Origin of the sequence: Pseudomonas tremae, from assembly GCF_001401155.1 — a bacterium.
Classification (GTDB): Bacteria; Pseudomonadota; Gammaproteobacteria; order Pseudomonadales; family Pseudomonadaceae; genus Aquipseudomonas; species Aquipseudomonas tremae.
This window is the reverse complement of sequence record NZ_LJRO01000117.1, coordinates 36,721-61,006: the sequence shown is the minus strand read 5'-3', so window position 1 is coordinate 61,006 and position 24,286 is coordinate 36,721. Positions and strand designations below refer to the sequence as shown.

The following is a 24,286-nucleotide window of genomic DNA, read 5'->3' as shown; positions in this document are numbered from 1 at the left end:
ACGCAGGTCGAATCAACCGGCCAGTTTCAATTCTTTTTCATTGTCAGGACAGCCACATGACTCAAGTCACCAACACGCCATACGAAGCCCTTGAAGTCGGTCAGACCGCCAGCTACAGCAAGAAGGTGGAAGAGCGTGACATCCAGTTGTTCGCCGCCATGTCCGGTGACCACAACCCGGTTCATCTGGACGCCGAATACGCATCCAAGACCATGTTCAAGGAGCGTATCGCCCACGGCATGTTCAGTGGTGCGCTGATCAGCGCAGCGGTTGCGTGCGAGCTGCCTGGCCCCGGCACCATTTATATCGGTCAGCAGATGACCTTCCAGAAACCAGTGAAGCTGGGCGACACCCTGACTGTGCGCCTGGAAATTCTGGAAAAACTGCCTAAATTCCGCGTTCGTATCGCCACCCGTGTTTTCAATCAGAACGACGAGTTGGTAGTAGACGGCGAAGCTGAAATCCTCGCCCCTCGCAAACAGCAGACTGTCGACCTGACCGTGCTGCCAGAGATCACGTTCGGCTGATACTGAACGCGTGCGCGTGTCCGGATGGCACGCGCCCAAGGCTAGCTTTTCGCCTGAATACCAAAACTCATGATCCAGCCGGAACTCTTTTCCTGTGTCTTCCACTCAGGCAACGAGTACTACTTTGTTAGCCGGGATCAAGAATTTTTATTCCCACAGGCGGGAAACCAGTCATGAATATGATCAACAGAAACTACTATCCCGTCTCCGGACTGTCGAACCAAAGCATCACTCCAGAGACCGGCGCTCACCCGCCAGCCGATCTGAAGCCCGGCCATACTGGCAATCAAGTCGATTTCAGCCCGCCGCAACGTGCAACGGCGTTGCAGTCACCACTTGATACAGCCAGCTCTCGCGCTAGACCGGCCTCTTCAAACACGCCAGAAAGCGCCACTGGCCTGTTACTGAACAAGCTCGTCGAAGCCATTCGCAACATTCTCAAAGACCTGTTTCCAAAATCGTCGGCACATCCACAAGACGGCTCGACGCATTCGCCTGCGCAGTCACGAGGCGAACAGGCATCAAACGCTTCCCAACCGTCATCGTCGCCTTCGACAACGGCCCCCGCATCACCCTCATCTGCCCAGGGCAAAACAGAAAAGCCTTTCGTGGTGCAGAACGACCCAACAGACCCAACAGACCCAACAGCGGACAAAACTGCGAAGCTGCCTGAAAAAACCGCAGGGGCGCCTTCTGATACGTCGAATAGGCAACTCAAGGCTGCTGATAAAACGCAGGACACGCCTGATGCGTCGGAGACGTCAGCCACGGCACCCGCACAGCTGAAAACGTCAATGTCTGCCGTCGACAGACCTGACGCGGCAGAAAAGCTGGCAAGGCCCGCAACCTCTGCCGCTCATGGCCCTGGAGCGGATATGTCGGGCATGCTCGGTTTCGCCAAGGAAGCAAACACCACCGGCGGCAACAATGGCGAAGTCGTCACCGTCAATACCGTGGCGGACCTCAAGAAGAATATGGAAGACGACACCGCCCGCACTATTCGCCTCGGCGCCAACCTGACCGCCGACAGCAAAGTAACCATCAACTTCGGTGCCAATAAAACCCTGCTGGGCACCGACAAGGGCAACGGCCTGCATAACATCTATCTGGCCAGTGGCAAGAACGCAGGCAATGACATTTTTCAGAACCTGAACTTCACCCATGACAGCCGTTACCGTGAAAACGGCGACATGCAAATGTTCATCAGCAGTGGCCAGAAATACTGGATCGACCACAACACCTACACCGGCACCAAGGATCAGAACCCCAAAGGGTTGGACAAACTGCTGTACGTTGGCGGCAAGGCAGATAACGTCACCCTGACCAATTCGAAATTCCAGAACAACGAGTATGGCGCGATTTTCGGCCAGCCAGACGACTCGGCAGCTGCCAAGGCCGAGTACAAGGGTTACCCGCGAATGACCATCGCCGACAACGTTTTCAGCAACCTTGATGTTCGCGGACCCGGTCTGTTTCGTCAGGGGGAATTTGACGTATTCAACAACTCGATCGACAAATTCCACCTCGGTTTCACTGCAACCGGGAACGCGACCATCCTGTCGCAGGCCAACTATTTCAGCAACGGCGTCGATGTTTCTCACAAGGCAAGTAATCGCGGCGTGCTGGATGACTATGGCGATGCGCACTTTAAGGACATCGGCAGCAATGTCAGCTTCACTCAGAAATCATCTACGACCGAATGGACGCCGAGCTACAACCGCGACATCAAGACGGCGCAAGAAGCGAGAGCCTATGACCAGGCCAATGCAGGCGCCAAAGTTCTGAGCTGACGGTATCCGGAAATCAACGAGGCTTCCGGCACACAGACGAAAAAAAGGGCGACCGAAGTCGCCCCAAGTGCCTTGCGTGCCCATTGCTTGCCGACGCCTGCGTGGTCGCCGACGTTGTTTTCGATGGACTGAGAGTAAACCGGAATGTGCAGAGGCGAGTTGACCCAGGTCAGTTGTTCGCCTGTCAGGCGAGACCAGAGCACGGATCAGATAAAAAAGGACATAGACGGGGTCAGCGCTTTTTGGGCTTTTTCTTGGGTTTCTTGCTGCTCAACGGCATCGCCTGCTCGAAGGCGTTGCGCACTTCGTTGAGGCGCTTGTCGTTGAGATCGTGAACGCGCTTGGCGCGCTCGGTACCCAAGTCGATCAGTTTTTCATCGTCGTTCATGGTTTGCCGCTCTCGAACACGGGAATCAGCACCAATAATGCTTAATCGCATCGGGCATGACCAGCGCAGATCCGGCGATTATCGCGATCAGACCTGAATATCGACCCATATGCCCTGGCGTGGCTCGTCATCGATGAGCGGTACGACAGGCACGGTGTTGTCGGCATTCAGCGAATCGCCAGGAACCACAAGCCCTTCATAAGCCTCAGGTTCTTCATGACTGCGACCGTGCTGCTGTTGCTGACGCTGCTGCTCTTCACGCAACAGCAATGCACTGCGTTCAGTATCTTCATTGTGCAGGTCGATGGAGGTCTCGTTGGAACTCTCCTGTACCGGCGCGACAGGCGGGATGTCCGGCATGCGCTTGGCCGGGTCCAGCTGTGATGTCACGGGCACCACACTTAACGGAAGCATAGGTTGCAGCATGGTTTATATCCTCTTATCGGGGTTTCGGCCGTGCGCAGGGCAACTTGAACCGACATGAAACAGGTTGCATTAATTTATGGCCTTTTTGGACTGCCATAAGTGAAATAAGTGTCATGGAACTTAAAATCAGGTAGCGGCCGGCCGACAACCCGAGGTTTTTTCACGCCACCTTTGGTCTTCGGGGCGCGTTCCGTTAACATAGTCAGCTTTTTCAAGCGGGAGACAGGCAGCATGGCGCAGCAGTATCAACCGGGGCAACGCTGGATTAGCGACAGCGAAGCCGAGCTGGGTTTGGGCACCGTTCTGGCACAGGACGGCCGCTTGTTGACCGTGCTCTATCCGGCCACTGGCGAGACTCGCCAGTACGCACTGCGTAATGCACCGTTGACGCGTGTGCGTTTCTCACCGGGCGATGTGATCACGCACTTCGAAAACTGGAAAATGACCGTTCGCGAAGTCGACGACGTCGATGGCCTGTTGGTCTATCACGGCCTGAACGCGCAAAACGAAGTGGTCACGCTGCCAGAAACCCAGTTGTCGAACTTCATCCAGTTCCGCCTGGCGACCGACCGTCTGTTCGCGGGCCAGATCGACCAGCTGTCCTGGTTTTCGCTGCGTTACAACACACTCGAGCACACCAGCCGCCAGTTGCAGTCCTCGCTCTGGGGCCTTGGCGGGGTGCGGGCTCAACCTATCGCGCACCAGTTGCACATCGCCCGGGAAGTCGCCGACCGCATTGCGCCGCGCGTATTGCTGGCCGACGAAGTGGGCCTTGGCAAGACCATCGAAGCCGGTCTGGTCATTCATCGCCAATTGCTGTCGGGGCGCGCCAACCGTGTGCTGATTCTGGTTCCGGAAAACCTTCAGCATCAATGGCTGGTGGAGATGCGCCGCCGCTTCAACCTGCAAGTTGCATTGTTCGACGCCGAGCGCTTTATGGAAAGCGATGCCGGCAATCCGTTCGAAGACACCCAACTGGCGCTGGTTGCGCTGGAGTGGCTTGTCGAGGACGAAAAGGCTCAGGACGCTCTGTTCGCGGCTGGCTGGGACCTTATGGTGGTCGACGAAGCGCATCACCTGGTCTGGCACGAAGACAAGGCCAGTCGCGAATATTCGCTGGTCGAGCAACTGGCCGAAGTCATTGCCGGCGTGCTGCTGCTGACCGCAACCCCTGAACAACTGGGTCAGGACAGCCACTTCGCACGCTTGCGCCTGCTCGACCCCAACCGTTTCCACGACCTGAAAGCCTTCCGTGCCGAGAGCGAAAACTATCGCCCGGTGGCCCAGGCCGTCCAGGAACTGCTCGACAAGGGCAAATTGTCTCCGCAAGCCCAGACCACCATTCATGGCTTCCTCGGTGCTGAAGGCGATGCCTTGCTGGCCGCAGTCAATGCCGGCGACGACGAAGCCAAGTCGCGCCTGATTCGCGAGCTGCTTGATCGTCACGGCACCGGCCGCGTGCTGTTCCGCAACACGCGTGCCGCCGTACAGGGCTTTCCGGAGCGCAAGCTGCACGAATACCCACTGCCCTGTCCGGTCGAATACCTGGAGTTGCCGGTGGGCGAACACGCCGACCTTTACCCTGAGGTAAGCTTCCAGGCGCATTCGGAGGTCAGCGAAGAAGAACGCTGGTGGCGTTTTGACCCGCGCGTCGACTGGCTGATCGATACCCTGAAGATGCTCAAGCGCGTCAAGGTACTGGTCATCTGCGCCCACGCCGAAACCGCGATGGATCTGGAAGACGCGCTGCGTGTGCGCTCCGGTATTCCGGCCACGGTGTTCCACGAAGGCATGAACATCCTCGAACGCGACCGTGCCGCTGCCTACTTCGCAGACGAAGAATTCGGCGCTCAGGTACTGATCTGCTCGGAAATCGGCAGTGAAGGCCGCAACTTCCAGTTCTCCCATCACCTGGTTCTGTTCGACCTGCCGTCCCACCCGGATTTGCTTGAGCAGCGCATCGGTCGCCTGGACCGGATCGGCCAGAAGCACACCATTGAACTGCACGTGCCGTTCCTCGAAACCAGCCCACAAGCGCGCCTGTTCCAGTGGTATCACGAAGCGCTCAACGCCTTCCTCAACACATGCCCAACCGGCAACGCCTTGCAGCACCAGTTCGGCTCGCGCCTGCTGCCTCTGCTGGAAAGCGGTGACGATGACGAATGGCAAAAGCTGATCAATGAAGCACGTGCCGAGCGCGAGCGTCTCGAGAGCGAGCTGCACACCGGCCGCGACCGCCTGTTGGAACTCAACTCGGGCGGCGCCGGTGAGGGCGAAGCGCTGGTCGAAGCAATTCTCGACCAGGACGATCAGTTCAGCCTGCCTATCTACATGGAAACCCTGTTCGACGCGTTCGGCATCGACAGCGAGGACCATTCGGAAAACGCCCTGATCCTCAAGCCGAGCGAAAAAATGCTCGACGCCAGCTTCCCGCTGGGCGACGACGAAGGTGTAACCATCACCTACGATCGCAACCAGGCGCTGTCCCGCGAGGACATGCAGTTCATCACCTGGGAGCACCCGATGGTTCAGGGTGGCATGGACCTCGTGCTGTCCGGTTCGATGGGCAACACGGCCGTCGCACTGATCAAGAACAAGGCGCTCAAGCCGGGCACCGTACTGCTGGAGCTCATCTACGTCAGCGAAGTGGTCGCGCCGCGCTCATTGCAGTTGGGCCGTTACCTGCCTCCTGCTGCCCTTCGCTGCCTGCTTGATCCAAACGGCAATGATCTGTCAAGCCGCGTGTCGTTCAACACCCTGAACGACCAGCTCGAAAGCGTGCCTCGCGCCAGCGCGAACAAGTTCATTCAGGCACAACGCGACCTGCTGACCCCGAGAATCAACGCGGGCGAAGAGAAAATCACACCGAAACACGCTGAGCGTGTGGCCGAAGCGCAGCGCCGTCTGGCAGCCGACACTGAAGAGGAGCTGGCCCGTCTGACAGCCTTGCAAGCGGTCAACCCGACCGTGCGCGACAGCGAACTGGTTGCCTTGCGCGCCCAGCGTGAACAGGGCCTGGCCATGCTTGAGAAAGCTGCACTGCGTTTGGAGGCGATTCGGGTACTGGTCGCAGGTTGAGGCCTAATAACCCATCGCCAGGCCGACACAAAGGCCGAGCTTTCAGGACAGGGCTCGTTCACGAGCCCGTTTGTCCCTTTCTCGTTGTTTACGTAAGCAGGACGCCGAAATGCTATCTGCCTGTAAACGTTGGTAAAAACAGCGAACAAGTGATGGCCTTTTATAACTATTCGTTATTGAAGACATATCAAAATGACAGCTCATTTGGCTGGCAGGTTGCAAACAGGCTCTATACTCACCCGGAATCGCCAGGCCTTCAGCCTTGGCGCCCTGGTAGTGAACAATAGGGCACGCTATGGAGTGGCTGGGTTTGAACATGTTCGCCGGCCTGCCGGCTGACGGACAAGTACTGATTGATTGCAGTCATAATATGTTCCTCGTGGCACTGGCCTATGGCGTGGCCTGTGCTGCCTGTTTTGCGACGCTCGACATCGCCGACCGCGTTATCCAGGTCGAGGCCGTAAGAAGCCGTCGCCTCTGGAAGGCGCTCGGTGCGCTGTGCCTTGCGGGCGGTGTGTGGGCCATGCACTTCATCAGCATGCTTGCATTTCAGGCGCCGCTGACCATTGCCTATGACCTGACCGTCACCCTGATGTCACTGCTGGTAGTGCTGGTCACTGCCCTGGTCGCGATCAAAGCCCTGACGGTCCCTACGCTCACCACCCAACGCTGCCTGCTCAGCGCGGTGGTCATGGGCATCGGCATTGCCATCATGCATTACCTGGGCATGTCAGCCATGCGGTCCGCCGCTACCCAGCACTACGAACCGAAGATGTTCGCGCTGTCCATTCTGGTAGCCATTCTGTCCAGCGTGGCGTTGCTGACTTTGTCCCGTCACCTGCGCCAGCACAGCGGCATGTTCCACCAGATGTTCCGTTACGGGGTCAGCCTTTTGCTGGGCGCGGGCCTGCTGACCATGCACCTGATGGGCATGCGGGCGTTGCGGCTGGTCATGCCTGAAGGGGCGCCGCTGCACATTCCAAGCACTGAAAACAGCCAGCAACTGGGGCTTACCATCGCGGTCATCACGCTGTTGATCATCGCAGGGAGCATCAGCGCGGCGATGGCCGACAAGAAGCTGCAAGGCAAGGACCACGACCTGAAGCGGGTCAATGCGCTGCTCAGCCAACTGGATCAGGCGCGCGTCTCGCTGCAGCAGGTGGCGCACTACGATCCTTTGACCAACCTGATCAACCGACGCGGTTTCAACCAGATATTTGCCGAAAAACTGCTGGAGCATGCCCATACCAGCGGCCTGCTGGCGGTGATGTTTCTGGACATCGACCACTTCAAGCGCATCAACGACAGCCTGGGCCACGACGCCGGGGACGAACTGCTCAAGGTGATTGCGGAGCGCATCCGCAGCGCAACCCGGGTTCAAGACGTGGTCGCGCGTTTCGGTGGTGACGAGTTCTGCATCCTGTTGAGCGTTCCGGACTACGAAGAGGCTCGGCATCTGGCTCATCGGGTCATGCACCGGATGAAAGACCCTATCGGCTTGGCGGGACGCCGCATGGTGATGACCACCAGCATCGGCATCGCCGTGTTCCCGCGTGACGGGTCATCCTGTGACGAATTGCTCAAGCATGCCGACCTGGCGCTCTATCAATCCAAGGGCAACGGGCGCAACAGGGTCAATTTCTTCAGTCCGGCACTCAAGACCAAAGCCAGCCTGGAGCTGCACCTTGAGGAAGAGCTGCGCAACGCCTTGCGCGAAGAGGCGGGTCTGCAGGTCTACTACCAACCGATCATCGACCTGCAAACCGGCCACGTCGCCAAGCTGGAAGCCCTGGTGCGCTGGAATCACCCGCAACACGGTCTGCTGACGCCTGATCGCTTCATCAGCATTGCCGAGGCCAACGGCCTGATTGCCGAACTCGACAACTGGGTGCTTCGCCGTGCCTGCCATGACCTCGGCACATTGCGTAGCGAGGGGCTGGACCCGGTGATCATTACCGTCAACTGCTCGGCGCTCAACCTGAGCCGTGACGAACTGGTAGACGAAGTCCGGAAGGCGCTGGCCGACGCGAATGCAGCACCGGGACGGCTCGAACTGGAGGTCACCGAAAACGCCCTGATGGGCAACATCAGCAACACCATCCTGTTGCTCAAGCAGATTCGCAGCCTGGGGGTATCGTTGTCGATTGACGATTTTGGCACGGGCTATTCATCACTGGCTTACCTCAAGCGTCTGCCGCTGGACACGCTGAAGATCGACCGGTCCTTCATTGTCGATATCCCCGAGTCTCCTCAGGACATGGAGATTGTGCAGGCCATTATCGTCATGGCGCATACACTGCGCCTCAAAGTCGTCACAGAAGGCGTTGAATCCCAGGCGCAATTGGATTTTCTCAGCCAGTTCGGCAGCGATTACGTGCAGGGCTATCTGTTCAGCAGGCCGCAGCCACTGGAACGAATCATCCCTTTCGTCAAACAGATGAATGAGCGCGAACCCGCCAGCCGATGGCCGACGCTGCCCATGCCGCAACAGGATGGCGAGCATCCGAAAGGCCTGGGCGCAGTTACCGACCTTTCCGATTCAGATGACTTTTCAAACCGCGGACAGATTCGTCACTGAATGTTCGCAACAGGCGGCCTCAGCACCCTGATCGAGACCACCGCACCTGCGTCAGATGATGTGGCTTTATGCTACGCAGGTGTACCTGCAGTTACCTTCCCACCCACTCAGCAAGAGGCGTGCGCACTTTATTGGTGCAACGATCAATCCGTCGCCCTGTCCTGGATCAAAATCCAAGGGGCCACTACTACCGCCCAGAGCAACGGATCGGTCTCTACCAGCTCAAGCGCCTTGGTTTCAGACACCTTGCCAACCCGCCCGTCAGTCAGCCACGCAGACACCCTGGCTGCATCATTTTCGGCCACGGCTTCTGCGACTTCGATCAGATCCAGAGGCCGCTCGACCCACAACAAAGTGCCCTTGGCAAAGAATGGTTGCAATTCAGTCCAGGTGATTGAGGCGGTTTCGCCAAGCAGTTTGGCATAGAGGGTGCTAGGTTCTTGCGTCATGGGTTTCACCAGAAAGAAAATCGGTGCAATGATACCGCCGACTTTCCCACCGGCAAGCCCAGATGAAGGTGACGGGTTGCAACGAAATGCAGCTAACCCGATGGTTCTGAAATGATTTCAGGCACTCGATGGGTTGGATTGTGTAACTTTCTTTCGATTACGCGACACGCATCGGTTTGTCCCCAAATGCCTGACTATCCAAGCCAACGAGCGGCGCTCTAAACTGTTCCGGTACAGTTGGCGGCGTGGGAAAACCGGTGATCGAATCCGGTCCTGGAGCCTTGGCCATCAGGATTATAAAAACTACAACGCAAGAGTGGAGCATCATGACTAAGGGTACCAATAAGCTTTCCAGGCTGTTTGCCGCACTGGTTATGGCGGGGGTTGCCAGCCATTCGTTCGCAGCTGACACCATCAAGATCGGCATCGCCGGCCCCAAGACCGGCCCTGTTGCCGAATACGGCAAAATGCAGTTCAATGGCGCCAAGATGGCCATCGAACAGATCAACGCCAAGGGTGGCGTGGATGGCAAGCAGCTTGAGGCAGTCGAGTACGACGATGCCTGCGACCCGAAACAGGCCGTTGCAGTTGCCAACAAAGTCGTCAACGACGGCGTGAAGTTCGTTGTCGGCCACCTCTGCTCCAGCTCCGCCCAGCCAGCGTCCGATGTTTACGAAGACGAAGGCATCATCATGGTCACCCCGGCCGCTACCAGCCCGGACCTCACCGCCCGTGGCTACAAGCTGGTGTTCCGCACCATCGGCCTGGACAGCGCCCAGGGCCCTGCCGCCGGCAACTACATTGCCAAGGTCGCCAAGCCGAAAATCGTTGCCGTCATTCACGACAAGCAGCAATACGGTGAAGGTATTGCCACCGCCGTCAAACAGACGCTCGAAAAAGACGGCGTAAAAGTCGCACTCTTCGAAGGCATCAATGCTGGCGACAAAGACTTCTCGTCGCTGATCGCCAAGCTCAAGCAGGCCAACGTCGACTTCGTTTACTACGGCGGCTACCACCCTGAGCTGGGCCAGATCCTGCGCCAGGCCAAGGAAAAAGGTCTGAACGCCAAGTTCATGGGCCCTGAAGGCGTGGGCAACGATTCCATCTCGCAGATCGCTGGCGATGCATCCGAAGGCCTGCTGGTCACCCTGCCGAAATCCTTTGATCAAGACCCGGTCAACCAGGCGCTGACCGAAGCATTCAAGGCCAAGACACAGGACCCGAGCGGCCCGTTCGTGTACCCGTCCTACTCCGCAGTCCAGGTGATTGCCGACGGTATCACCGCTGCCAAGTCCGAAGACACCACCAAAGTGGCAGCGGCCATCCATGCCGGCACGTTCAAGACGCCGATGGGCGAACTGAGCTACGACGAGAAAGGCGACCTGAAGAACTTCCAGTTCGTGGTCTACGAGTGGCACTTCGGCAAGCCGAAGACCGAAGCCACTCAGTAAGCTGCCTGCATCAACCCTCAAAGCCCACTGCCAGCGCAGTGGGCTTTGTTTTACGAATCCAGGCCCGTTCGCACCTTCTGTGAAGAGAGTTGCGCACGAAGCCACCTGAACATCTTAAAACCGTCACCAGCGGTTCTCTGCCAGCGTCATGAACAACGCATCGACAGAATGCGACACAGTTCACCCCAGAGAAATGCAGATCAGGTTTTTAGGAGCGCGGTAAATGCCCGAGTTATTCCACTACATGCAGCAACTGGTCAATGGCCTGACCATTGGCAGTACGTATGCATTGATCGCCATCGGCTACACGATGGTGTACGGCATCATCGGAATGATCAACTTCGCCCACGGCGAGGTGTACATGATCGGTTCCTATGTTGCTTTCATGGCGCTTGCCGGCCTGGCGATGCTGGGTATCCACAGCCTGCCGTTGCTGATGATTGCCGGCTTTGCCGCGTCCATCATCGTGACCAGTGCCTACGGCTACAGCATCGAGCGTGTGGCTTACCGCCCGTTGCGCAACAGCAACCGTCTGATTCCACTGATTTCTGCGATCGGCATGTCGATCTTCCTGCAGAACTCGGTTCAGCTTTCCCAGGGCTCTGGCAACTTCGCCATACCCAACCTACTCCCCGGCAGCCTTTCGTTCGGTCCGGGTGGCGCGCAGGAAGTGTTGATTTCCTACATGCAGATCGTGGTATTCGTCGTCACCCTGCTAGCCATGACCGGCCTGACCCTGTTCATTTCCCGCTCGCGAATGGGCCGCGCCTGCCGCGCCTGCGCCGAGGACATGAAAATGGCCAACCTGTTGGGCATCAACACCAACAACATAATCGCCCTGACCTTCGTCGTCGGCGCAGCACTGGCTGCCGTAGCGGCCATGTTGCTGAGCATGCAGTACGGCGTGATCAACCCCAGCGCCGGCTTCCTGGTCGGCCTGAAAGCATTCACTGCCGCAGTGCTGGGCGGGATCGGCTCCATTCCCGGCGCAGTGCTGGGTGGCTTGGTGCTGGGCGTCGCCGAGGCCTTCGGTGCCGACATTTTTGGTGATCAGTACAAGGACGTTGTGGCTTTCGGCCTGCTGGTCCTGGTGCTGCTGTTCCGACCGACCGGTATTCTGGGTCGTCCGGAGGTTGAGAAAGTATGAGCAAGTCTTTCAAACAGGCGCTGTTCAGTGCCGCCCTGGTCTGGGCCGTGGCATACCCGGTATTCGGTCTGAAACTGGCCTTCTCCGGCGTTACTCTGCAAGTGCAGAATGCCAGCCCGCTGACCCTGACCATCATTGCAGTGTGTTCGGTCCTGCTGTTTTTGCGGGTGCTGTTTGCCGAGCAGATCAGCGGCATGCGTCGCGGCTCCGACAAACCGCTGATCCCACAGAAGACCAGCGACTTTCTTACACAGCCAGGCACCCAGCGCTGGGGCCTGGCTGCATTGATCGTGCTGGCGTTCATCTGGCCGTTCTTCGGTTCGCGTGGCGCGGTAGACATCGCCACGCTGATCCTGATCTACGTCATGCTCGGCCTTGGCCTGAACATCGTGGTCGGGCTGGCGGGCCTGCTTGACCTGGGCTATGTCGGTTTCTATGCAGTCGGCGCCTACAGCTATGCCCTGCTCTCGCACTACTACGGGCTTGGCTTCTGGATCTGCCTGCCGATTGCGGGCTTGATGGCGGCGCTATTCGGGTTCCTGCTCGGGTTCCCGGTATTGCGCCTGCGCGGTGACTATCTGGCCATCGTGACGCTGGGGTTCGGTGAGATCATCCGCATATTCCTGCGCAACCTCACCGACATCACTGGCGGTCCGAACGGCATCAGCAATATCGAAAAACCGACCCTCTTCGGCCTGACCTTCGAGCGCAAGGCGGCTGAGGGCATGCAGACGTTCCACGAGTTCTTCGGCCTGCCGTACAACTCGATCAACAAGGTCATTTTTCTCTACCTGATAGCCCTGCTGCTTGCACTGGCGGCCCTGTTCGTCATCAACCGTCTGCTACGCATGCCGATTGGCCGCGCCTGGGAAGCGCTGCGCGAAGACGAAATCGCCTGTCGCGCACTGGGGTTGAACCCGACCGTGATCAAGCTCTCGGCCTTTACGCTCGGCGCAGCGTTTGCCGGTTTCGCTGGCAGCTTCTTCGCCGCGCGGCAGGGTCTGATTACCCCGGAATCCTTCACCTTCATCGAGTCGGCAATCATTCTGGCCATCGTCGTGCTGGGCGGCATGGGCTCGCAACTGGGCGTGATTCTTGCGGCCATCGTGATGATTCTGCTGCCTGAACTGATGCGAGAGTTCAGTGACTACCGCATGCTGATGTTCGGCGCACTGATGGTGCTGATGATGATCTGGCGTCCTCAAGGCTTCCTGCCGATGCAACGCCCTGAAATGAAATTGAAAGCGGAGCTGCCGAAATGAGCCGCCCATTGCTGCAAGCCACGGATCTGAGCATGCGTTTCGGCGGCCTGCTGGCGGTCAACGGCGTGGCCCTGACCGTCAACAAAGGTCAGGTCGTGTCGATGATTGGCCCTAACGGCGCCGGCAAGACCACGGTGTTCAACTGCCTGACCGGCTTCTACAAACCCAGCGCTGGCACCATCCTGCTGGATGGTGAGCCGATTCAAGGCCTTGCCGGTCACCAGATTGCCCGCAAAGGCGTGGTGCGAACCTTTCAGAACGTTCGTCTGTTCAAGGAAATGACCGCTGTGGAAAACCTGCTGGTTGCCCAGCATCGGCATCTGAATACCAATTTCCTGGCGGGTCTGTTCAAGACCCCGGCCTTCCGCCGCAGCGAGCGCGAAGCGATGGAGTACGCCGAGCACTGGCTCGAAGCAGTCAACCTCAGGGAGTTCGCAAACCGACCTGCCGGCACGCTGGCCTACGGTCAGCAACGTCGTCTGGAAATCGCCCGCTGCATGATGACCCGTCCGCGCATCCTGATGCTCGACGAGCCAGCAGCCGGGCTGAACCCTCGTGAAACCGACGACCTCAAAGCGCTGATCGGCGTGCTGCGTAGCGAGCATGACGCGACCGTCCTGCTGATCGAACACGACATGAAACTGGTTATGAGCATTTCCGACCACATCGTGGTGATCAATCAGGGCACGCCTCTGGCAGACGGCACACCGGAACAGATTCGCGACAATCCTGACGTGATTAAAGCCTACCTGGGGGAAGCGTAAATGTTGCAGTTTGAAAACGTCTCCACCTTCTACGGCAAGATCCAGGCACTGCACAGCATCAACGTGGAGGTACGTCAGGGCGAGATCGTCACCCTGATCGGCGCCAACGGCGCTGGCAAATCCACCCTGCTGATGACCCTGTGCGGATCGCCTCGCGCTCACAGCGGCAGCATTCGTTATATGGGCGAAGAGCTGGTCGGTCAGGAATCGTCAGTCATCATGCGCAAGAGCATCGCCGTGGTGCCGGAAGGCCGCCGTGTGTTTGCGCGCCTGACAGTCGAAGAAAACCTGGCAATGGGTGGCTTTTTCACGGAAAAGGCTGACTATCAGGAACAGATGGACAAGGTCCTGCAGCTCTTCCCGCGCCTCAAGGAGCGCTTCAATCAACGTGGCGGCACCATGTCCGGTGGCGAACAGCAGATGCTCGCCATCGGCCGTGCGTTAATGAGCAAACCCAAGTTGCTGTTGCTCGACGAGCCATCGCTGGGTCTGGCACCGATCATCATCCAGCAGATTTTCGAGATCGTCGAACAACTGCGTCGCGATGGCGTGACTGTGTTTCTGGTCGAGCAGAACGCCAACCAGGCCCTGAAAGTCGCCGATCGCGCCTATGTACTGGAAAACGGCCGCGTGGTCATGCAAGGCACCGGTGAAGAACTGCTGGTCGATCCGAAAGTGCGGGATGCGTATCTGGGCGGGTAAGCGCATTAACGTTCAGAAACAGGATGGGCCACGATAATTATCGTTACCACGCTGCGCGTGGTAACGCCTTTCCTGACGCTGCGCGTCGCACTGCGGCCCTGCGATGTCATTGATGCCTGCTTCCGCTCAGGTCAGCGCTTCGTAGTGACCCGAGCAGGTATGCCCCCCCTTGTGATGCACCTCCAGTCTGAGTAACGTGGCGGCACTTGTCTGGAGATCACACCATGTTTGCTGCCCGTTCCGTCCTCGTATTTGCCCTTCTACCGCTATTCGCCGGGTGCCAGTTGCTCGGCAGACAGGCCGATGAGCCGAAGGTCTCCACGGCAGGCATGCTCCGTATGCAGGGCGATCTGACGGGTGATGGTGGCCAGTTACTGTTCAAACCATGCAACGAGCAGCGCCGCTACGTGGTCAAGGATCGAGGCAATACCGGCGTGTTGCAGGAAGCCGCTTCACTGGCCGACACTCAGGGCAAGGCGTTTGCCGACCTGCGCGGCAACTTTACCGCGAGTAAGGCAGGCAACAGCGACGGGCTGCTGGACCTGCACCAACTGTATCGTGTCGAGCGCCCCGGCCAAGGCTGTGAAGACCCTAATTTCAAACGCCTGACACTGCACGCCAGTGGCAATAAACCAGCGTGGAACGTCAACGTCAGCGGCAAGGGCATGGTGCTGGAACGTGAAGGTGCCGAGGCACTGGCGGTGCCGTATGTCGAAGAGAAGCTACCCGATGGCAGCTTCAGCATCAGCAGCGAGGCCAACCATCAGCGTATCGAGCTCTGGGTTGCGCCGCAGCGTTGCGTAGACAGCGTGAACGGCTCGGTGCAACACCTGACCGCCGAGCTGCGCATCAACGGCCAGGCCCAGCGTGGCTGCGGTTATTACGGCGGTTCGCGCGACGACTGACCAGCAGACTCGCCGCCAAAGGGGTTCAGCGCTTATAATCGTCGGTCTTGTAGTGCTGTCGGGCTGAACCTGCGGCCCGAAAACTGGACCCCTTAATGTTACGAATCACCGAACTCAAGCTGCCGATCGATCACCCGGAAGAAGACCTGCGCGTTGCGCTCCTGCAGCACCTAAGCATCGACAGCAGCGAACTGCTGGACTTCACCCTCTTCAAGCGCAGTTACGATGCGCGCAAAAAGTCCTCCGAGCTTTGCTTTATCTACACCATCGACTTTCAGGTCAGGGATGAAGAGGCACTGCTGCGCAAGCTGTCCAATGACCGCCACGTGGGCCCTGCGCCCGACGTCAGCTACAAGGTGGTCGGTCATGCTCCCGAAGGCCTGACCGAACGTCCGATCGTGGTCGGTTTTGGCCCGTGCGGTATCTTCGCCGGGCTTTTGCTGGCGCAGATGGGCTTCAAGCCGATCATCCTCGAGCGCGGCACCGAAGTACGTCAGCGCACCAAGGATACTTGGGGCCTGTGGCGCAAAAACGTCCTCAAGCCCGAGTCCAATGTGCAGTTTGGCGAAGGTGGTGCCGGGACATTTTCGGACGGCAAGCTCTACAGCCAGATCAAGGACCCGAAATTCATCGGTCGCAAAGTGCTGCACGAGTTCGTGAAAGCCGGTGCGCCGGAAGAAATCCTTTACGTCAGCAAACCGCACATCGGCACGTTTCGCCTTACAGGCGTTGTCGAAAACATGCGTCACCAGATCGTGGCAATGGGCGGTGAAGTGCGCTTTCAGCAGCGCGTGACCGACCTGATGATTGAAGATGGCCAACTATTGGGCGTTCAGCTGGACAGCGGTGAGCAGATTGAGTCCCGGCACGTAATTTTGGCGCTGGGCCACAGCGCTCGCGACACATTCCGCATGCTGCACAGTCGTGGCGTGTACATGGAAGCCAAGCCCTTCTCGGTGGGCTTTCGTATCGAGCACCCGCAATCATTGATCGACCGGGCTCGCCTGGGCAAGTACGCCGGCCACCCGAAACTGGGCGCAGCCGACTACAAGCTGGTACACCACGCCAGCAACGGCCGCTCGGTCTACAGCTTCTGCATGTGCCCTGGCGGGACCGTGGTTGCCGCAACTTCGGAGCCAGGCCGAGTGGTGACCAACGGCATGAGTCAGTACTCGCGCAACGAGCGCAATGCCAATTCGGGCATCGTGGTCGGTATCTCTCCAGAGCAGGACTACCCTGGCAGCCCGCTGGCCGGTATCGAGTTGCAGGAACGCCTGGAATCCCACGCTTACCTGCTCGGCGGCAGCAGTTATGAAGCCCCGGCGCAACTGGTCGGCGACTTTATCGCAGGCCGCGCGTCGACCGCATTGGGCAGCGTCGAGCCTTCGTACAAGCCAGGCGTGAAGCTGGTGGACCTGGCTGACGCCCTGCCCTCCTTCGCCATCGAAGCCATTCGTGAGGCACTGCCCGCGTTCGACAAGCAGATCAAAGGCTTCTCACTGCATGACGCAGTGCTGACCGGAATCGAAACCCGTACCTCGGCGCCGTTGCGCATCACCCGAGGCCCGACCCTGCAAAGCCTGAACACCAAAGGCCTGTACCCAGCTGGTGAAGGCGCAGGCTATGCGGGCGGCATCCTGTCGGCAGGCGTGGACGGCATACGGATTGCGGAAGCACTGGTGCGAGACATGCTGGGAATCGAAGGCTGACTCAAGCCTGTTATCGCACTGCAGCTCACAGGCGCGACAGTCGAGATTATCGTTCCTCACGCTCCAGCGTGGGGAATGCCTTGCGTGATACAAAAAGCCACAAAGAGGACGCAGAGCGTCCAGAGCTGCATGCCGACGCTGAGCATCGGCACGATAGTCATAGTTGAGATCATCGTGCCCTACGCTCCAGAGTAGGAACGCTTTGCATGGCAACCCATCCCAGACATAAAACAAAAAACCCCGAGCATTTCGGCTCGGGGTTCTGATGTACATCGCTACAGATCAGTGAGTGACGCGGCTGGTGCCGTTGACGCTCATGATGCGAACGCGTTCGCCGACCCGGAAAATCTCGTTTTCCTGCACCTGCTGAACATAGGCACGCATGCTGCCGTCGTCCTCGCGCACGGTGATTTCAACACCCTGTGTGCGGGTCAGGCCTTCTTCGGTCGCTGAACCCAGCAGACCACCGGCCACAGCGCCTATGACTGCTGCCACGATGCTGCCGCGACCGCCGCCGATCGCACTGCCGCCTACGCCGCCGACAACAGCGCCCGCAGCGCCGCCGATAGGCGTCTTGGTGCCTTCGATCTTGACCGGGCGCAAGGACTCGATGGTCCCCATGCGAACAGTCTGTACGGTCCTGGCCTCGTCACGGGAATAGGAATCACCGGTCAGGTTCGAAGTACAGCCGCCCAGCATCAGCGCCATCGCAGTGAATGAAGCAACCAGAAAAGCAGACTTGCGCATAAAGGGTATCTCCAGGGGGACCAGTGGCCATTAGACTACCCGACAAAGGCGCTGTCACGATCACCGATCCGCAAATTAAGTTCATTCAGGCGTCATACAGCGAGCGACTGTACAAAGCTCAGACGATTCGGCAAGCGATTAATTCAATCACGGAGCCAGACGTTCGCGTGCCCACTTGCCGTTGATCAAACGATAGTTCAAACGGTCGTGAAGGCGACTGGATCTTCCCTGCCAGAACTCGATCCGCTCGGGCAGCAGACGGTAGCCGCCCCAGTGCTCCGGGCAGTGTGGCTGGGCGTCTGCGAAACGCTGTTCGGTTTGTCTGATCAAGCCTTCCAGTTCGTCACGATCGGCAATTACCTGACTTTGCGGAGACGCCCAAGCGCCAAGACGGCTGCCCAACGGCCGAACCTGGTAATACGCATCGGATTCCTGCGCGCTGACTTTCTCGACCCGACCTTCGATGCGCACCTGACGCTCCAGCGTCGGCCAGAAAAAGGTCATGGCCGCGAATGGACGTGCAGCCAGTTGCTGGCCCTTGGCGCTGTCATAGTTGGTAAAGAAGGTAAAGCCCTGGGCATCAAGCCCCTTGAGCAGTAATACACGGCAATGCGGACGCCCGTCTTCATCGACGGTAGCCAGGGTCATGGCATTGGCCTCGACCGGTGGCTGTTCGGTTTTTACGGCTTCCTCGAACCACTGGTGGTACAGCGCAAAGGGCTCGTCCGGCGCCTGCGCTTCTGTCAATCCGTCACGCGTGTAGTCACGGCGCATGTCAGCCAGCGTCTGGGTCATGGTTTCATTCCTGCGCAGATATCATGAACGTTAGCTAACCCTCGTTACCAGGCCCGGCGCTCGCCGTTATCACATATTCTTTTTTGATTCTGGCCGAAGCCAGTGGGAGCGAACCGGACGACGCTTCGCTCCCACGGCCTTCAGGCAGGAGCCTGAACAGCCTCAATTCTCAGGCTGTTCAGGACTTGTGTATAACGCAACGCGCGGAGCGTGGAGACGAGAGTCGTTGAGGTAATCGGGCCTCAGTTGTTGGCCTGGCCGTCATCTTTCTTGGCTGGCGTTGCTGTCTTGGCCGGGGCTTTTGCAGCAGCTTTGGTCGCTACCGGCTTCTTCGCTGCTGCGGTTTTGGCTGGCGCGGCTTTCTTGGCAGTGCTGGCCTTGGCCGGAGCCGCTTTCTTGGCGGTGTCTTTCTTCGCAACGACGGCCTTTTTTGCTGGCGCGGCGGCTGGTGCCGGAGCGGCAGGCTTGACGTCCTGCGCTGCAATCATGGTCGGTGCAACAGGCGGCAATGCGTAGCGGGCCATCAACACGCGCATGGTGTCCTGCGGCGTCATGAGGATCTCGACACGGCGGTTGAGCGCGCGGCCTTGCAGGCTGTCGTTGGCAGCACGCGGCATTACCGCGCCCATGCCACGCAGGCTCAGTCGGTTACGTTCCAGACCGCTCAGACGGAAGATCGCTGCAACAGACTGCGCGCGCTCCTGGCTTATCTTCTGGTTGGCTTCGGTCGGGCCGGAGGTGTCACCGTGGCCGAGAACTAGCACGGCAGTTTTCTGGTCGCCTTCGACCACTTTAGCCAGACGGGTGATCGGGCCAAGTGTATTGGGCAGCAGCATGGCCGGGCGATCAGGGTTGAACGAGCTGTCTACCGGCGCGGTGATCGCCAGCAGGTCTTCGCGACGCTCCAGCTGGAACGGGCTGTCCTTGATAGCAGCGCGCAGACGCGGCTCGTACTCGTCCAGCCAGGCCTGGGTCACTTTCGGATCAGGCGTCGGTAGCGCTTTGGGTTGGTCCGTCTTGTCTGCACTGCCGAACGGCCACCACCACTTACTGTCGGTTTCCGACTTGGCAATCAGCGGCGCGGCCGGTTTGTCGGCAGGCTTGGCAACCGCGTCAGGCTTTGCCTGGGCGTTGTCGTTCGAGCCAAACGGCCAGTACCAAGGCGCGCTGCTTTCAGCAGCCGCCGCAGGTGCCGGTGCCGCAGCAGCCTTGGCCACAGGTGCCGGAGCCGGGCTCGGCGCAGGAGCGTTTGCAGCAGCGCCTGTATCGGAAGACTCGCTGCCAGAACCGAACTGCCACCAATGGCCTCCGGATGCAGCAGAGTCGGACTGAGGGGTTTGAGCACAGCCGGTAACGGCGATACACAGGGCAAGAACGAGGCTTTTATTGGACGACATGGTTGACCCGCAACGGTTTTGATCAGACAGAAGGACGTGACTACGCCGGTATAACATGCATAAAGATGCAGTTGGAAAAAGAAACCGTCGTACGGTTCCTGTTACAGCGATTTAACTGACAGTCGGTATGAAACAAGCACTTATGACCGATACTTACTGCAAACACTCACGCAATACTCCAACCAGTTTCTGAGCGCGCGGGTCCATCAGGATGTAGGGCCCCAGCGTGTTGGTGACAAAGCCGAATGCCACTTCGTAGTCCGGGTCGGCAAAACCGACGGAACCGCCAGCACCCGGATGACCGAAAGCCTTGGGGCCCAGGCCGAACGTGGCGTTGGGCACTGTCGGCTGATCGAGCATGCAGCCCAGCCCGAGGCGGGTCGATGTCAGCAGGGTCTTGTCCTGGCCGATACTGTGCTCACGGGTCAGCTCGTTGAGCAGGTCGGCCTCGAGCAGGCTACCGTCGAGCAAGCCGTTATAGAAGCCTGCCAGACTACGTGCATTGCCGTGACCATTGGCTGCCGGTTGCTGCATGCGACGCCACTCAGGCTTATTGGTGCTGGTCATGATCGAGGGTGGGTTGGTGAAGGCTTTGGCAGTGATGGACGCAGGCTCGCGCATGGTCGCTTGCAGCACGCGCTGAGCGGCAGCATCGCCCGCATTGCCTTTACCGCGAGCGATATGTGCTACCCGGTAAAACTGGTCATCGGCCAGCCCTACATGGAAATCCAGCCCCAGCGGACGTGAGATTCGCGCAGCAATGGACTCGCCCGGGCCACGACCGTCGGCGCGACGCAGCATCTCGCCCACCAGCCAGCCATAGGTGATCGCGGCATAACCGTGCCCCTGCCCTGGCGTCCACCAGGGTTGTTCGGCGGCCAGCGCCGCCGTCATGGTGGTCCACTCATACAGCGCTTCGGCAGGCAGTTGCTCGCGCAACGCAGGTAGCCCCGCCTGATGGCAGAGCAATTGACGCAAAGTGATCGACGCCTTGCCGGCCGCGGCAAATTCAGGCCAGAGCCTGGCAACGGGCTCGTCCAGCTTCAGCTTGCCTTCTTCGACCAGTTGCAGCACTGCCACGCTGGTGAACGTCTTGGTGCAGGAAAACAGGTTGGCGATGGTATCAGTGTGCCAGGCTTCGGCACCGTCCTTGTCGGCCGTACCGGCCCACAGGTCAACGACCGTCTGGCCGCCGATCTGCACGCACAGGGCAGCGCCGCGCTCTTGAGGATCCTCAAAAAGCGCCGCAAAGGCTTCACGCACTGCTTCGAATTGAAGTTCGTAATGACCCTGAATCTGCAACGGCTGACTCCTGCTGGCGTTACCGAGCCTTATGACAGGCGTAATGGGCGCGTATTGTTCCAGCGATCAAGCGCTTTGGGAACAGACGTGAAACCCTCTTCATCTTTGACTCAGGAAATCTCACGGCGAAACGGCGGCAGTGCATTGAGAATCGCCTTGCCGTAACGCTGAGTGACGACGCGGCGGTCCAGCAGGGTGATGGTGCCGCGATCCTCTTCGGTACGCAGCAACCGGCCACACGCCTGAACCAGACGCAACGATGCATCGGGCACGGCGATCTCCATGAACGGATTGCCACCGCGCGCCTCGATCCACTCGGCCAGCGCGGCCTCGACCGGATCGTCCGGCACGGCGAAGGGAATCTTGGCAATCACCACGTGCTCGCAGTACGCACCGGGCAAGTCGACGCCCTCGGCAAAGCTGGCCAGCCCGAACAACACGCTGGACTCGCCGCTGTCGACGCGTGCCTTGTGCTTGTTGAGGGTTTCCTGTTTGGACAGGTTGCCCTGAATGAACACCTGCTTGCGCCAGTCACGGTCCAGGCCATCGAACACGTCCTGCATCTGCTTGCGCGACGAGTACAGCACCAGCGTGCCCCGCGAGCCTTCCACCAGACCGGGCAGGTCACGAATGATCGCCGCTGTGTGGGCCACCGAGTCACGCGGATCGGCCTTGAGGTCCGGTACGCGCAATACGCCCGCATCGGCGTGATGGAACGGGCTGGGCACCACAGCAGTAACAGCACATTTCGGCAGGCCGGCGCGCATGCGATAGCGATCGAACTTGCCCAGCGCGGTCAGGGTGGCCGAGGTCACCAGCGCGCCATAGGCGATGTTCCACAAATTGCGGCGCAACATTTCAGCCGCCAGAATCGGGCTGGCATTGACCTCGATATCGAACAGCGCACCGCTGTCGGCCAGGGTCAGCCAGCGGGCCATTGGCGGACTGTCTTCCGGGTCTTCGGCGGTAAACGCCGTCCACAATTCCCAGTTGCCGTGAGCGCGGGCCAGCAGACTGCCGAACAGCGGATACCACTCTTCGGCCTGATGGCTGGCGATGCCGATGTTGACTTCGCCGTCCATGCCTTCTTTAAGCAGTTCAGTCAGGCGCGTGAACAGATCGTCCAGGCGCGCAAAACCTTTTTTCAGTTCGATGCCCATCTCGCGGATGTGCTCGGGGATCACGCCGCCGACAAACCGGTGACGTGGACGCTCGCGGCCCTGCATGTCTTCACCTGGACGGAAATCTGCCAGTTGCTCGCAGGCGCCGAACATGAACTGCTGGTGGCCCTTGATCTCGCGGGCCAGCTCAGGAACCTGTTCTATCAGCTTGCCCAGATCGCCGGGCAACGGATGCTGGGCCAGTAGCTTGGCGAGGTTCTTGGCGGTCTGCTCCAGCCAGTCAGCGGTAGATTTCAATCGGGTGTAGTGGGCAAAGTGGCCGATGGCTTTGTCTGGCAGGTGATGGCCTTCGTCAAACACGTACAGCGTGTCACGCGGATCGGGCAACACTGCCCCGCCACCCAGCGCCAGATCGGCCAGTACCATGTCATGGTTGGTGACGATTACGTCGACCTTGCCCATCCCTTCGCGCGCTTTATAGAAGGCGCACTGCTGGAAATTGGGACAGTGACGATTGGTGCACTGGCTGTGATCGGTGGTCAGCCGCGCCCAGTCCTGATCGGCCAGTTCTTGCGGCCAGCTGTCGCGGTCGCCGTCCCACTTATTGCCGGCCAGCTTTTGCAACATACTGGTGAACAGCTTCTGACTGGCCTCATCGACCTCGATCTTGAAGCCTTCTTCCTCGAACAACTGCGCAGTAGCGTTAGTTGCGTCACTTTCCTGGAGCAGCATGTCGAGTTTGGACAGACACATGTAACGACCGCGTCCCTTGGCCAGAGCGAAGGTGAAGTTCAGACCGCTGTTGCGCATCAGGTCCGGGAGGTCCTTGTAGACGATCTGTTCCTGCAGCGCGACGGTTGCCGTGGCAATTACCAGGCGCTTGCCCGCCGCCTTGGCGGTCGGAATCGCGGCGATGGCGTAGGCCACGGTCTTGCCGGTGCCAGTACCCGCCTCGACCGCCACTACCGCAGGATCGCCCGAACGACGGCCCTCTTCATCGGTGTCGATGTCCCCCAGCACTTTGGCGACTTCAGCGATCATCAATCGCTGGCCATAGCGCGGCTTGAGGCTCTTGGCTTCGAGGAAACGCGAGTAGGCGCCCTGAATCTGGGTTTTGAGTTCGGTACTGATCATTGGCTTCGGTTCGGGGGCACGACTATAAAGGCTGGATAAATTCTCAGTGGTTCTGAGTCGGCGCTATGATAGCGCGCTAAATCCATCCGCGCAGAACGGAGTGTCCGATGACCGCTTTTTCTACTGTTTATACGCTGCATGTGCTGGCTGCCCTGATCTGGGTTGGCGGCATGTTTTTCGCCTGGATGGTATTGCGCCCAGCAGTCATTGCAGCACTTGAAGGCCCGGCCCGTTTGAAACTGTGGGTCCAGGTGTTTCCGCGCTTCTTCATGTGGGTCTGGGCAACCATCGTAGTATTGCCGATCACCGGTATCGGCATGATCCAGCTCAACTTCACCGGCTTTGAAACCGCGCCGCGCTATGTGCAACTCATGATGGGGTTGTACGTCGTGATGGTCGCGCTGTTTCTTCGGATCCACTCATTGCAGTTGCCGGAACTGCGTCGGGCCGTGGAAGCGGAGCAATGGCCAGAAGGTGCAGCGGCACTGGGCAATATCCGCAGGCTGGTCGCTATCAACCTGACCATCGGCCTGGCGGTTGTCGCGCTTGCTGCTGCTCGTCCGGGCTTCTGAGACGAAACGGAACATCACGGGGCACTGGAGGTGACATCGCGC

The 24,286-nt window shown here is 59.1% G+C and carries 20 protein-coding genes; 12 read left to right on the top strand and 8 right to left on the bottom strand.

All coding sequences use genetic code 11. The features are described from left to right. The first annotated feature begins 56 nt into the window (after positions 1-56). Entirely contained in the window at positions 57-527 is a 471-nt protein-coding gene (locus tag ALO43_RS08880) for a MaoC family dehydratase (RefSeq protein WP_005889461.1), read from the top strand. 173 nt (positions 528-700) lie between these two features. Continuing rightward, on the top strand, positions 701-2,317 hold the full coding sequence (locus tag ALO43_RS08875; protein WP_054997392.1) for a pectate lyase family protein: 1,617 nt from the start codon (positions 701-703) through the stop codon (positions 2,315-2,317). Positions 2,318-2,549: 232 nt separating this feature from the next. On the opposite strand, the gene ALO43_RS30900 is transcribed toward ALO43_RS08875, so the two are convergent. Both ALO43_RS30900 and ALO43_RS08870 read right to left on the bottom strand, forming a co-directional pair. Then, positions 2,550-2,705: a hypothetical protein gene (locus tag ALO43_RS30900; RefSeq protein WP_005889457.1), complete on the bottom strand. Its 156-nt coding sequence runs from the start codon at positions 2,703-2,705 to the stop codon at positions 2,550-2,552. An 87-nt stretch (positions 2,706-2,792) separates the two neighbouring features. Continuing rightward, positions 2,793-3,131 carry a hypothetical protein gene (locus ALO43_RS08870; protein WP_005889456.1) on the bottom strand — a complete coding sequence of 113 codons (339 nt, stop codon included), beginning with the start codon at positions 3,129-3,131 and terminating at the stop codon, positions 2,793-2,795. A 231-nt stretch (positions 3,132-3,362) separates the two neighbouring features. On the opposite strand from ALO43_RS08870, the gene rapA reads away from it, so the two are divergent. Further along, positions 3,363-6,209, top strand: a complete 2,847-nt coding sequence (gene rapA, locus ALO43_RS08865; RefSeq protein WP_024669270.1) for an RNA polymerase-associated protein RapA — start codon at positions 3,363-3,365, stop codon at positions 6,207-6,209. Positions 6,210-6,504: 295 nt separating this feature from the next. Continuing rightward, positions 6,505-8,787 (top strand): putative bifunctional diguanylate cyclase/phosphodiesterase, encoded by a 2,283-nt coding sequence (locus tag ALO43_RS08860; RefSeq protein ID WP_024690232.1) that lies wholly within the window; start codon positions 6,505-6,507, stop codon positions 8,785-8,787. Between the two features lie 143 nt (positions 8,788-8,930). Here the strand turns inward: ALO43_RS08860 and ALO43_RS08855 are convergent, their stop codons facing one another. Continuing rightward, positions 8,931-9,236 carry a DUF2288 domain-containing protein gene (locus ALO43_RS08855; RefSeq protein WP_053479419.1) on the bottom strand — a complete coding sequence of 102 codons (306 nt, stop codon included), beginning with the start codon at positions 9,234-9,236 and terminating at the stop codon, positions 8,931-8,933. Between the two features lie 326 nt (positions 9,237-9,562). Between ALO43_RS08855 and ALO43_RS08850 the strand changes: the two genes are divergently transcribed. The 7 genes from ALO43_RS08850 (at position 9,563) to ALO43_RS08820 (ending at position 17,176) form a co-directional block, all read left to right on the top strand. Further along, a complete protein-coding gene (locus ALO43_RS08850) occupies positions 9,563-10,687 on the top strand; it encodes a branched-chain amino acid ABC transporter substrate-binding protein (RefSeq protein ID WP_054997391.1) in 1,125 nt (374 codons plus the stop codon). Positions 10,688-10,910: 223 nt separating this feature from the next. Further along, positions 10,911-11,834, top strand: a complete 924-nt coding sequence (gene livH / locus ALO43_RS08845) for a high-affinity branched-chain amino acid ABC transporter permease LivH (RefSeq protein ID WP_024669266.1) — start codon at positions 10,911-10,913, stop codon at positions 11,832-11,834. Then, entirely contained in the window at positions 11,831-13,096 is a 1,266-nt protein-coding gene (locus tag ALO43_RS08840; protein WP_005889444.1) for a high-affinity branched-chain amino acid ABC transporter permease LivM, read from the top strand. The genes livH and ALO43_RS08840 overlap by 4 nt, the downstream gene beginning before the upstream one ends. After that, entirely contained in the window at positions 13,093-13,860 is a 768-nt protein-coding gene (gene livG / locus ALO43_RS08835; RefSeq protein WP_005889442.1) for a high-affinity branched-chain amino acid ABC transporter ATP-binding protein LivG, read from the top strand. The genes ALO43_RS08840 and livG overlap by 4 nt, the downstream gene beginning before the upstream one ends. Then, positions 13,861-14,562, top strand: coding sequence for an ABC transporter ATP-binding protein (locus ALO43_RS08830; RefSeq protein WP_024690233.1), 702 nt, complete (start codon positions 13,861-13,863; stop codon positions 14,560-14,562). It begins immediately after the preceding gene. A gap of 224 nt (positions 14,563-14,786) precedes the next feature. Beyond that, complete coding sequence (locus tag ALO43_RS08825) at positions 14,787-15,467, top strand: COG3650 family protein (RefSeq protein ID WP_005889438.1); 681 nt, start codon at positions 14,787-14,789, stop codon at positions 15,465-15,467. A 95-nt stretch (positions 15,468-15,562) separates the two neighbouring features. Continuing rightward, positions 15,563-17,176, top strand: a complete 1,614-nt coding sequence (locus ALO43_RS08820) for an NAD(P)/FAD-dependent oxidoreductase (protein WP_054997390.1) — start codon at positions 15,563-15,565, stop codon at positions 17,174-17,176. Between the two features lie 282 nt (positions 17,177-17,458). Here the strand turns inward: ALO43_RS08820 and ALO43_RS08815 are convergent, their stop codons facing one another. The 5 genes from ALO43_RS08815 to dinG form a co-directional block, all read right to left on the bottom strand. Beyond that, complete coding sequence (locus ALO43_RS08815) at positions 17,459-17,923, bottom strand: outer membrane lipoprotein (protein ID WP_024669263.1); 465 nt, start codon at positions 17,921-17,923, stop codon at positions 17,459-17,461. A 147-nt stretch (positions 17,924-18,070) separates the two neighbouring features. After that, on the bottom strand, positions 18,071-18,718 hold the full coding sequence (gene pdxH, locus ALO43_RS08810) for a pyridoxamine 5'-phosphate oxidase (protein WP_005889435.1): 648 nt from the start codon (positions 18,716-18,718) through the stop codon (positions 18,071-18,073). Positions 18,719-18,960: 242 nt separating this feature from the next. Then, positions 18,961-20,115 (bottom strand): OmpA family protein, encoded by a 1,155-nt coding sequence (locus ALO43_RS08805; RefSeq protein ID WP_054997389.1) that lies wholly within the window; start codon positions 20,113-20,115, stop codon positions 18,961-18,963. A 153-nt stretch (positions 20,116-20,268) separates the two neighbouring features. Beyond that, positions 20,269-21,417, bottom strand: a complete 1,149-nt coding sequence (locus ALO43_RS08800; protein ID WP_053479415.1) for a serine hydrolase domain-containing protein — start codon at positions 21,415-21,417, stop codon at positions 20,269-20,271. A gap of 110 nt (positions 21,418-21,527) precedes the next feature. Continuing rightward, a complete protein-coding gene (dinG, locus tag ALO43_RS08795) occupies positions 21,528-23,672 on the bottom strand; it encodes an ATP-dependent DNA helicase DinG (RefSeq protein ID WP_024669259.1) in 2,145 nt (714 codons plus the stop codon). A 107-nt stretch (positions 23,673-23,779) separates the two neighbouring features. Here dinG and ALO43_RS08790 point away from each other — a divergent pair, with 107 nt between their 5' ends. Then, positions 23,780-24,244: a CopD family protein gene (locus tag ALO43_RS08790; RefSeq protein ID WP_005889425.1), complete on the top strand. Its 465-nt coding sequence runs from the start codon at positions 23,780-23,782 to the stop codon at positions 24,242-24,244. Positions 24,245-24,286 lie beyond the last annotated feature (42 nt).

Bases quoted from the DNA above. Each gene is read 5' to 3' on its own strand.
- ALO43_RS08880 (WP_005889461.1), top strand. From the start codon at position 57: ATGACTCAAGTCACCAACACGCCATACGAAGCCCTTGAAGTCGGTCAG.
- ALO43_RS30900 (WP_005889457.1), bottom strand. From the start codon at position 2,705: ATGAACGACGATGAAAAACTGATCGACTTGGGTACCGAGCGCGCCAAG.
- rapA (WP_024669270.1), top strand. From the start codon at position 3,363: ATGGCGCAGCAGTATCAACCGGGGCAACGCTGGATTAGCGACAGCGAA.
- ALO43_RS08855 (WP_053479419.1), bottom strand. From the start codon at position 9,236: ATGACGCAAGAACCTAGCACCCTCTATGCCAAACTGCTTGGCGAAACC.
- pdxH (WP_005889435.1), bottom strand. From the start codon at position 18,718: ATGACCCAGACGCTGGCTGACATGCGCCGTGACTACACGCGTGACGGA.
- ALO43_RS08820 (WP_054997390.1), top strand. From the start codon at position 15,563: ATGTTACGAATCACCGAACTCAAGCTGCCGATCGATCACCCGGAAGAA.
- ALO43_RS08860 (WP_024690232.1), top strand. From the start codon at position 6,505: ATGGAGTGGCTGGGTTTGAACATGTTCGCCGGCCTGCCGGCTGACGGA.
- ALO43_RS08830 (WP_024690233.1), top strand. From the start codon at position 13,861: ATGTTGCAGTTTGAAAACGTCTCCACCTTCTACGGCAAGATCCAGGCA.
- livH (WP_024669266.1), top strand. From the start codon at position 10,911: ATGCCCGAGTTATTCCACTACATGCAGCAACTGGTCAATGGCCTGACC.
- dinG (WP_024669259.1), bottom strand. From the start codon at position 23,672: ATGATCAGTACCGAACTCAAAACCCAGATTCAGGGCGCCTACTCGCGT.
- ALO43_RS08870 (WP_005889456.1), bottom strand. From the start codon at position 3,131: ATGCTGCAACCTATGCTTCCGTTAAGTGTGGTGCCCGTGACATCACAG.
- ALO43_RS08805 (WP_054997389.1), bottom strand. From the start codon at position 20,115: ATGTCGTCCAATAAAAGCCTCGTTCTTGCCCTGTGTATCGCCGTTACC.
- ALO43_RS08825 (WP_005889438.1), top strand. From the start codon at position 14,787: ATGTTTGCTGCCCGTTCCGTCCTCGTATTTGCCCTTCTACCGCTATTC.
- ALO43_RS08790 (WP_005889425.1), top strand. From the start codon at position 23,780: ATGACCGCTTTTTCTACTGTTTATACGCTGCATGTGCTGGCTGCCCTG.
- ALO43_RS08840 (WP_005889444.1), top strand. From the start codon at position 11,831: ATGAGCAAGTCTTTCAAACAGGCGCTGTTCAGTGCCGCCCTGGTCTGG.
- livG (WP_005889442.1), top strand. From the start codon at position 13,093: ATGAGCCGCCCATTGCTGCAAGCCACGGATCTGAGCATGCGTTTCGGC.
- ALO43_RS08850 (WP_054997391.1), top strand. From the start codon at position 9,563: ATGACTAAGGGTACCAATAAGCTTTCCAGGCTGTTTGCCGCACTGGTT.
- ALO43_RS08815 (WP_024669263.1), bottom strand. From the start codon at position 17,923: ATGCGCAAGTCTGCTTTTCTGGTTGCTTCATTCACTGCGATGGCGCTG.
- ALO43_RS08875 (WP_054997392.1), top strand. From the start codon at position 701: ATGAATATGATCAACAGAAACTACTATCCCGTCTCCGGACTGTCGAAC.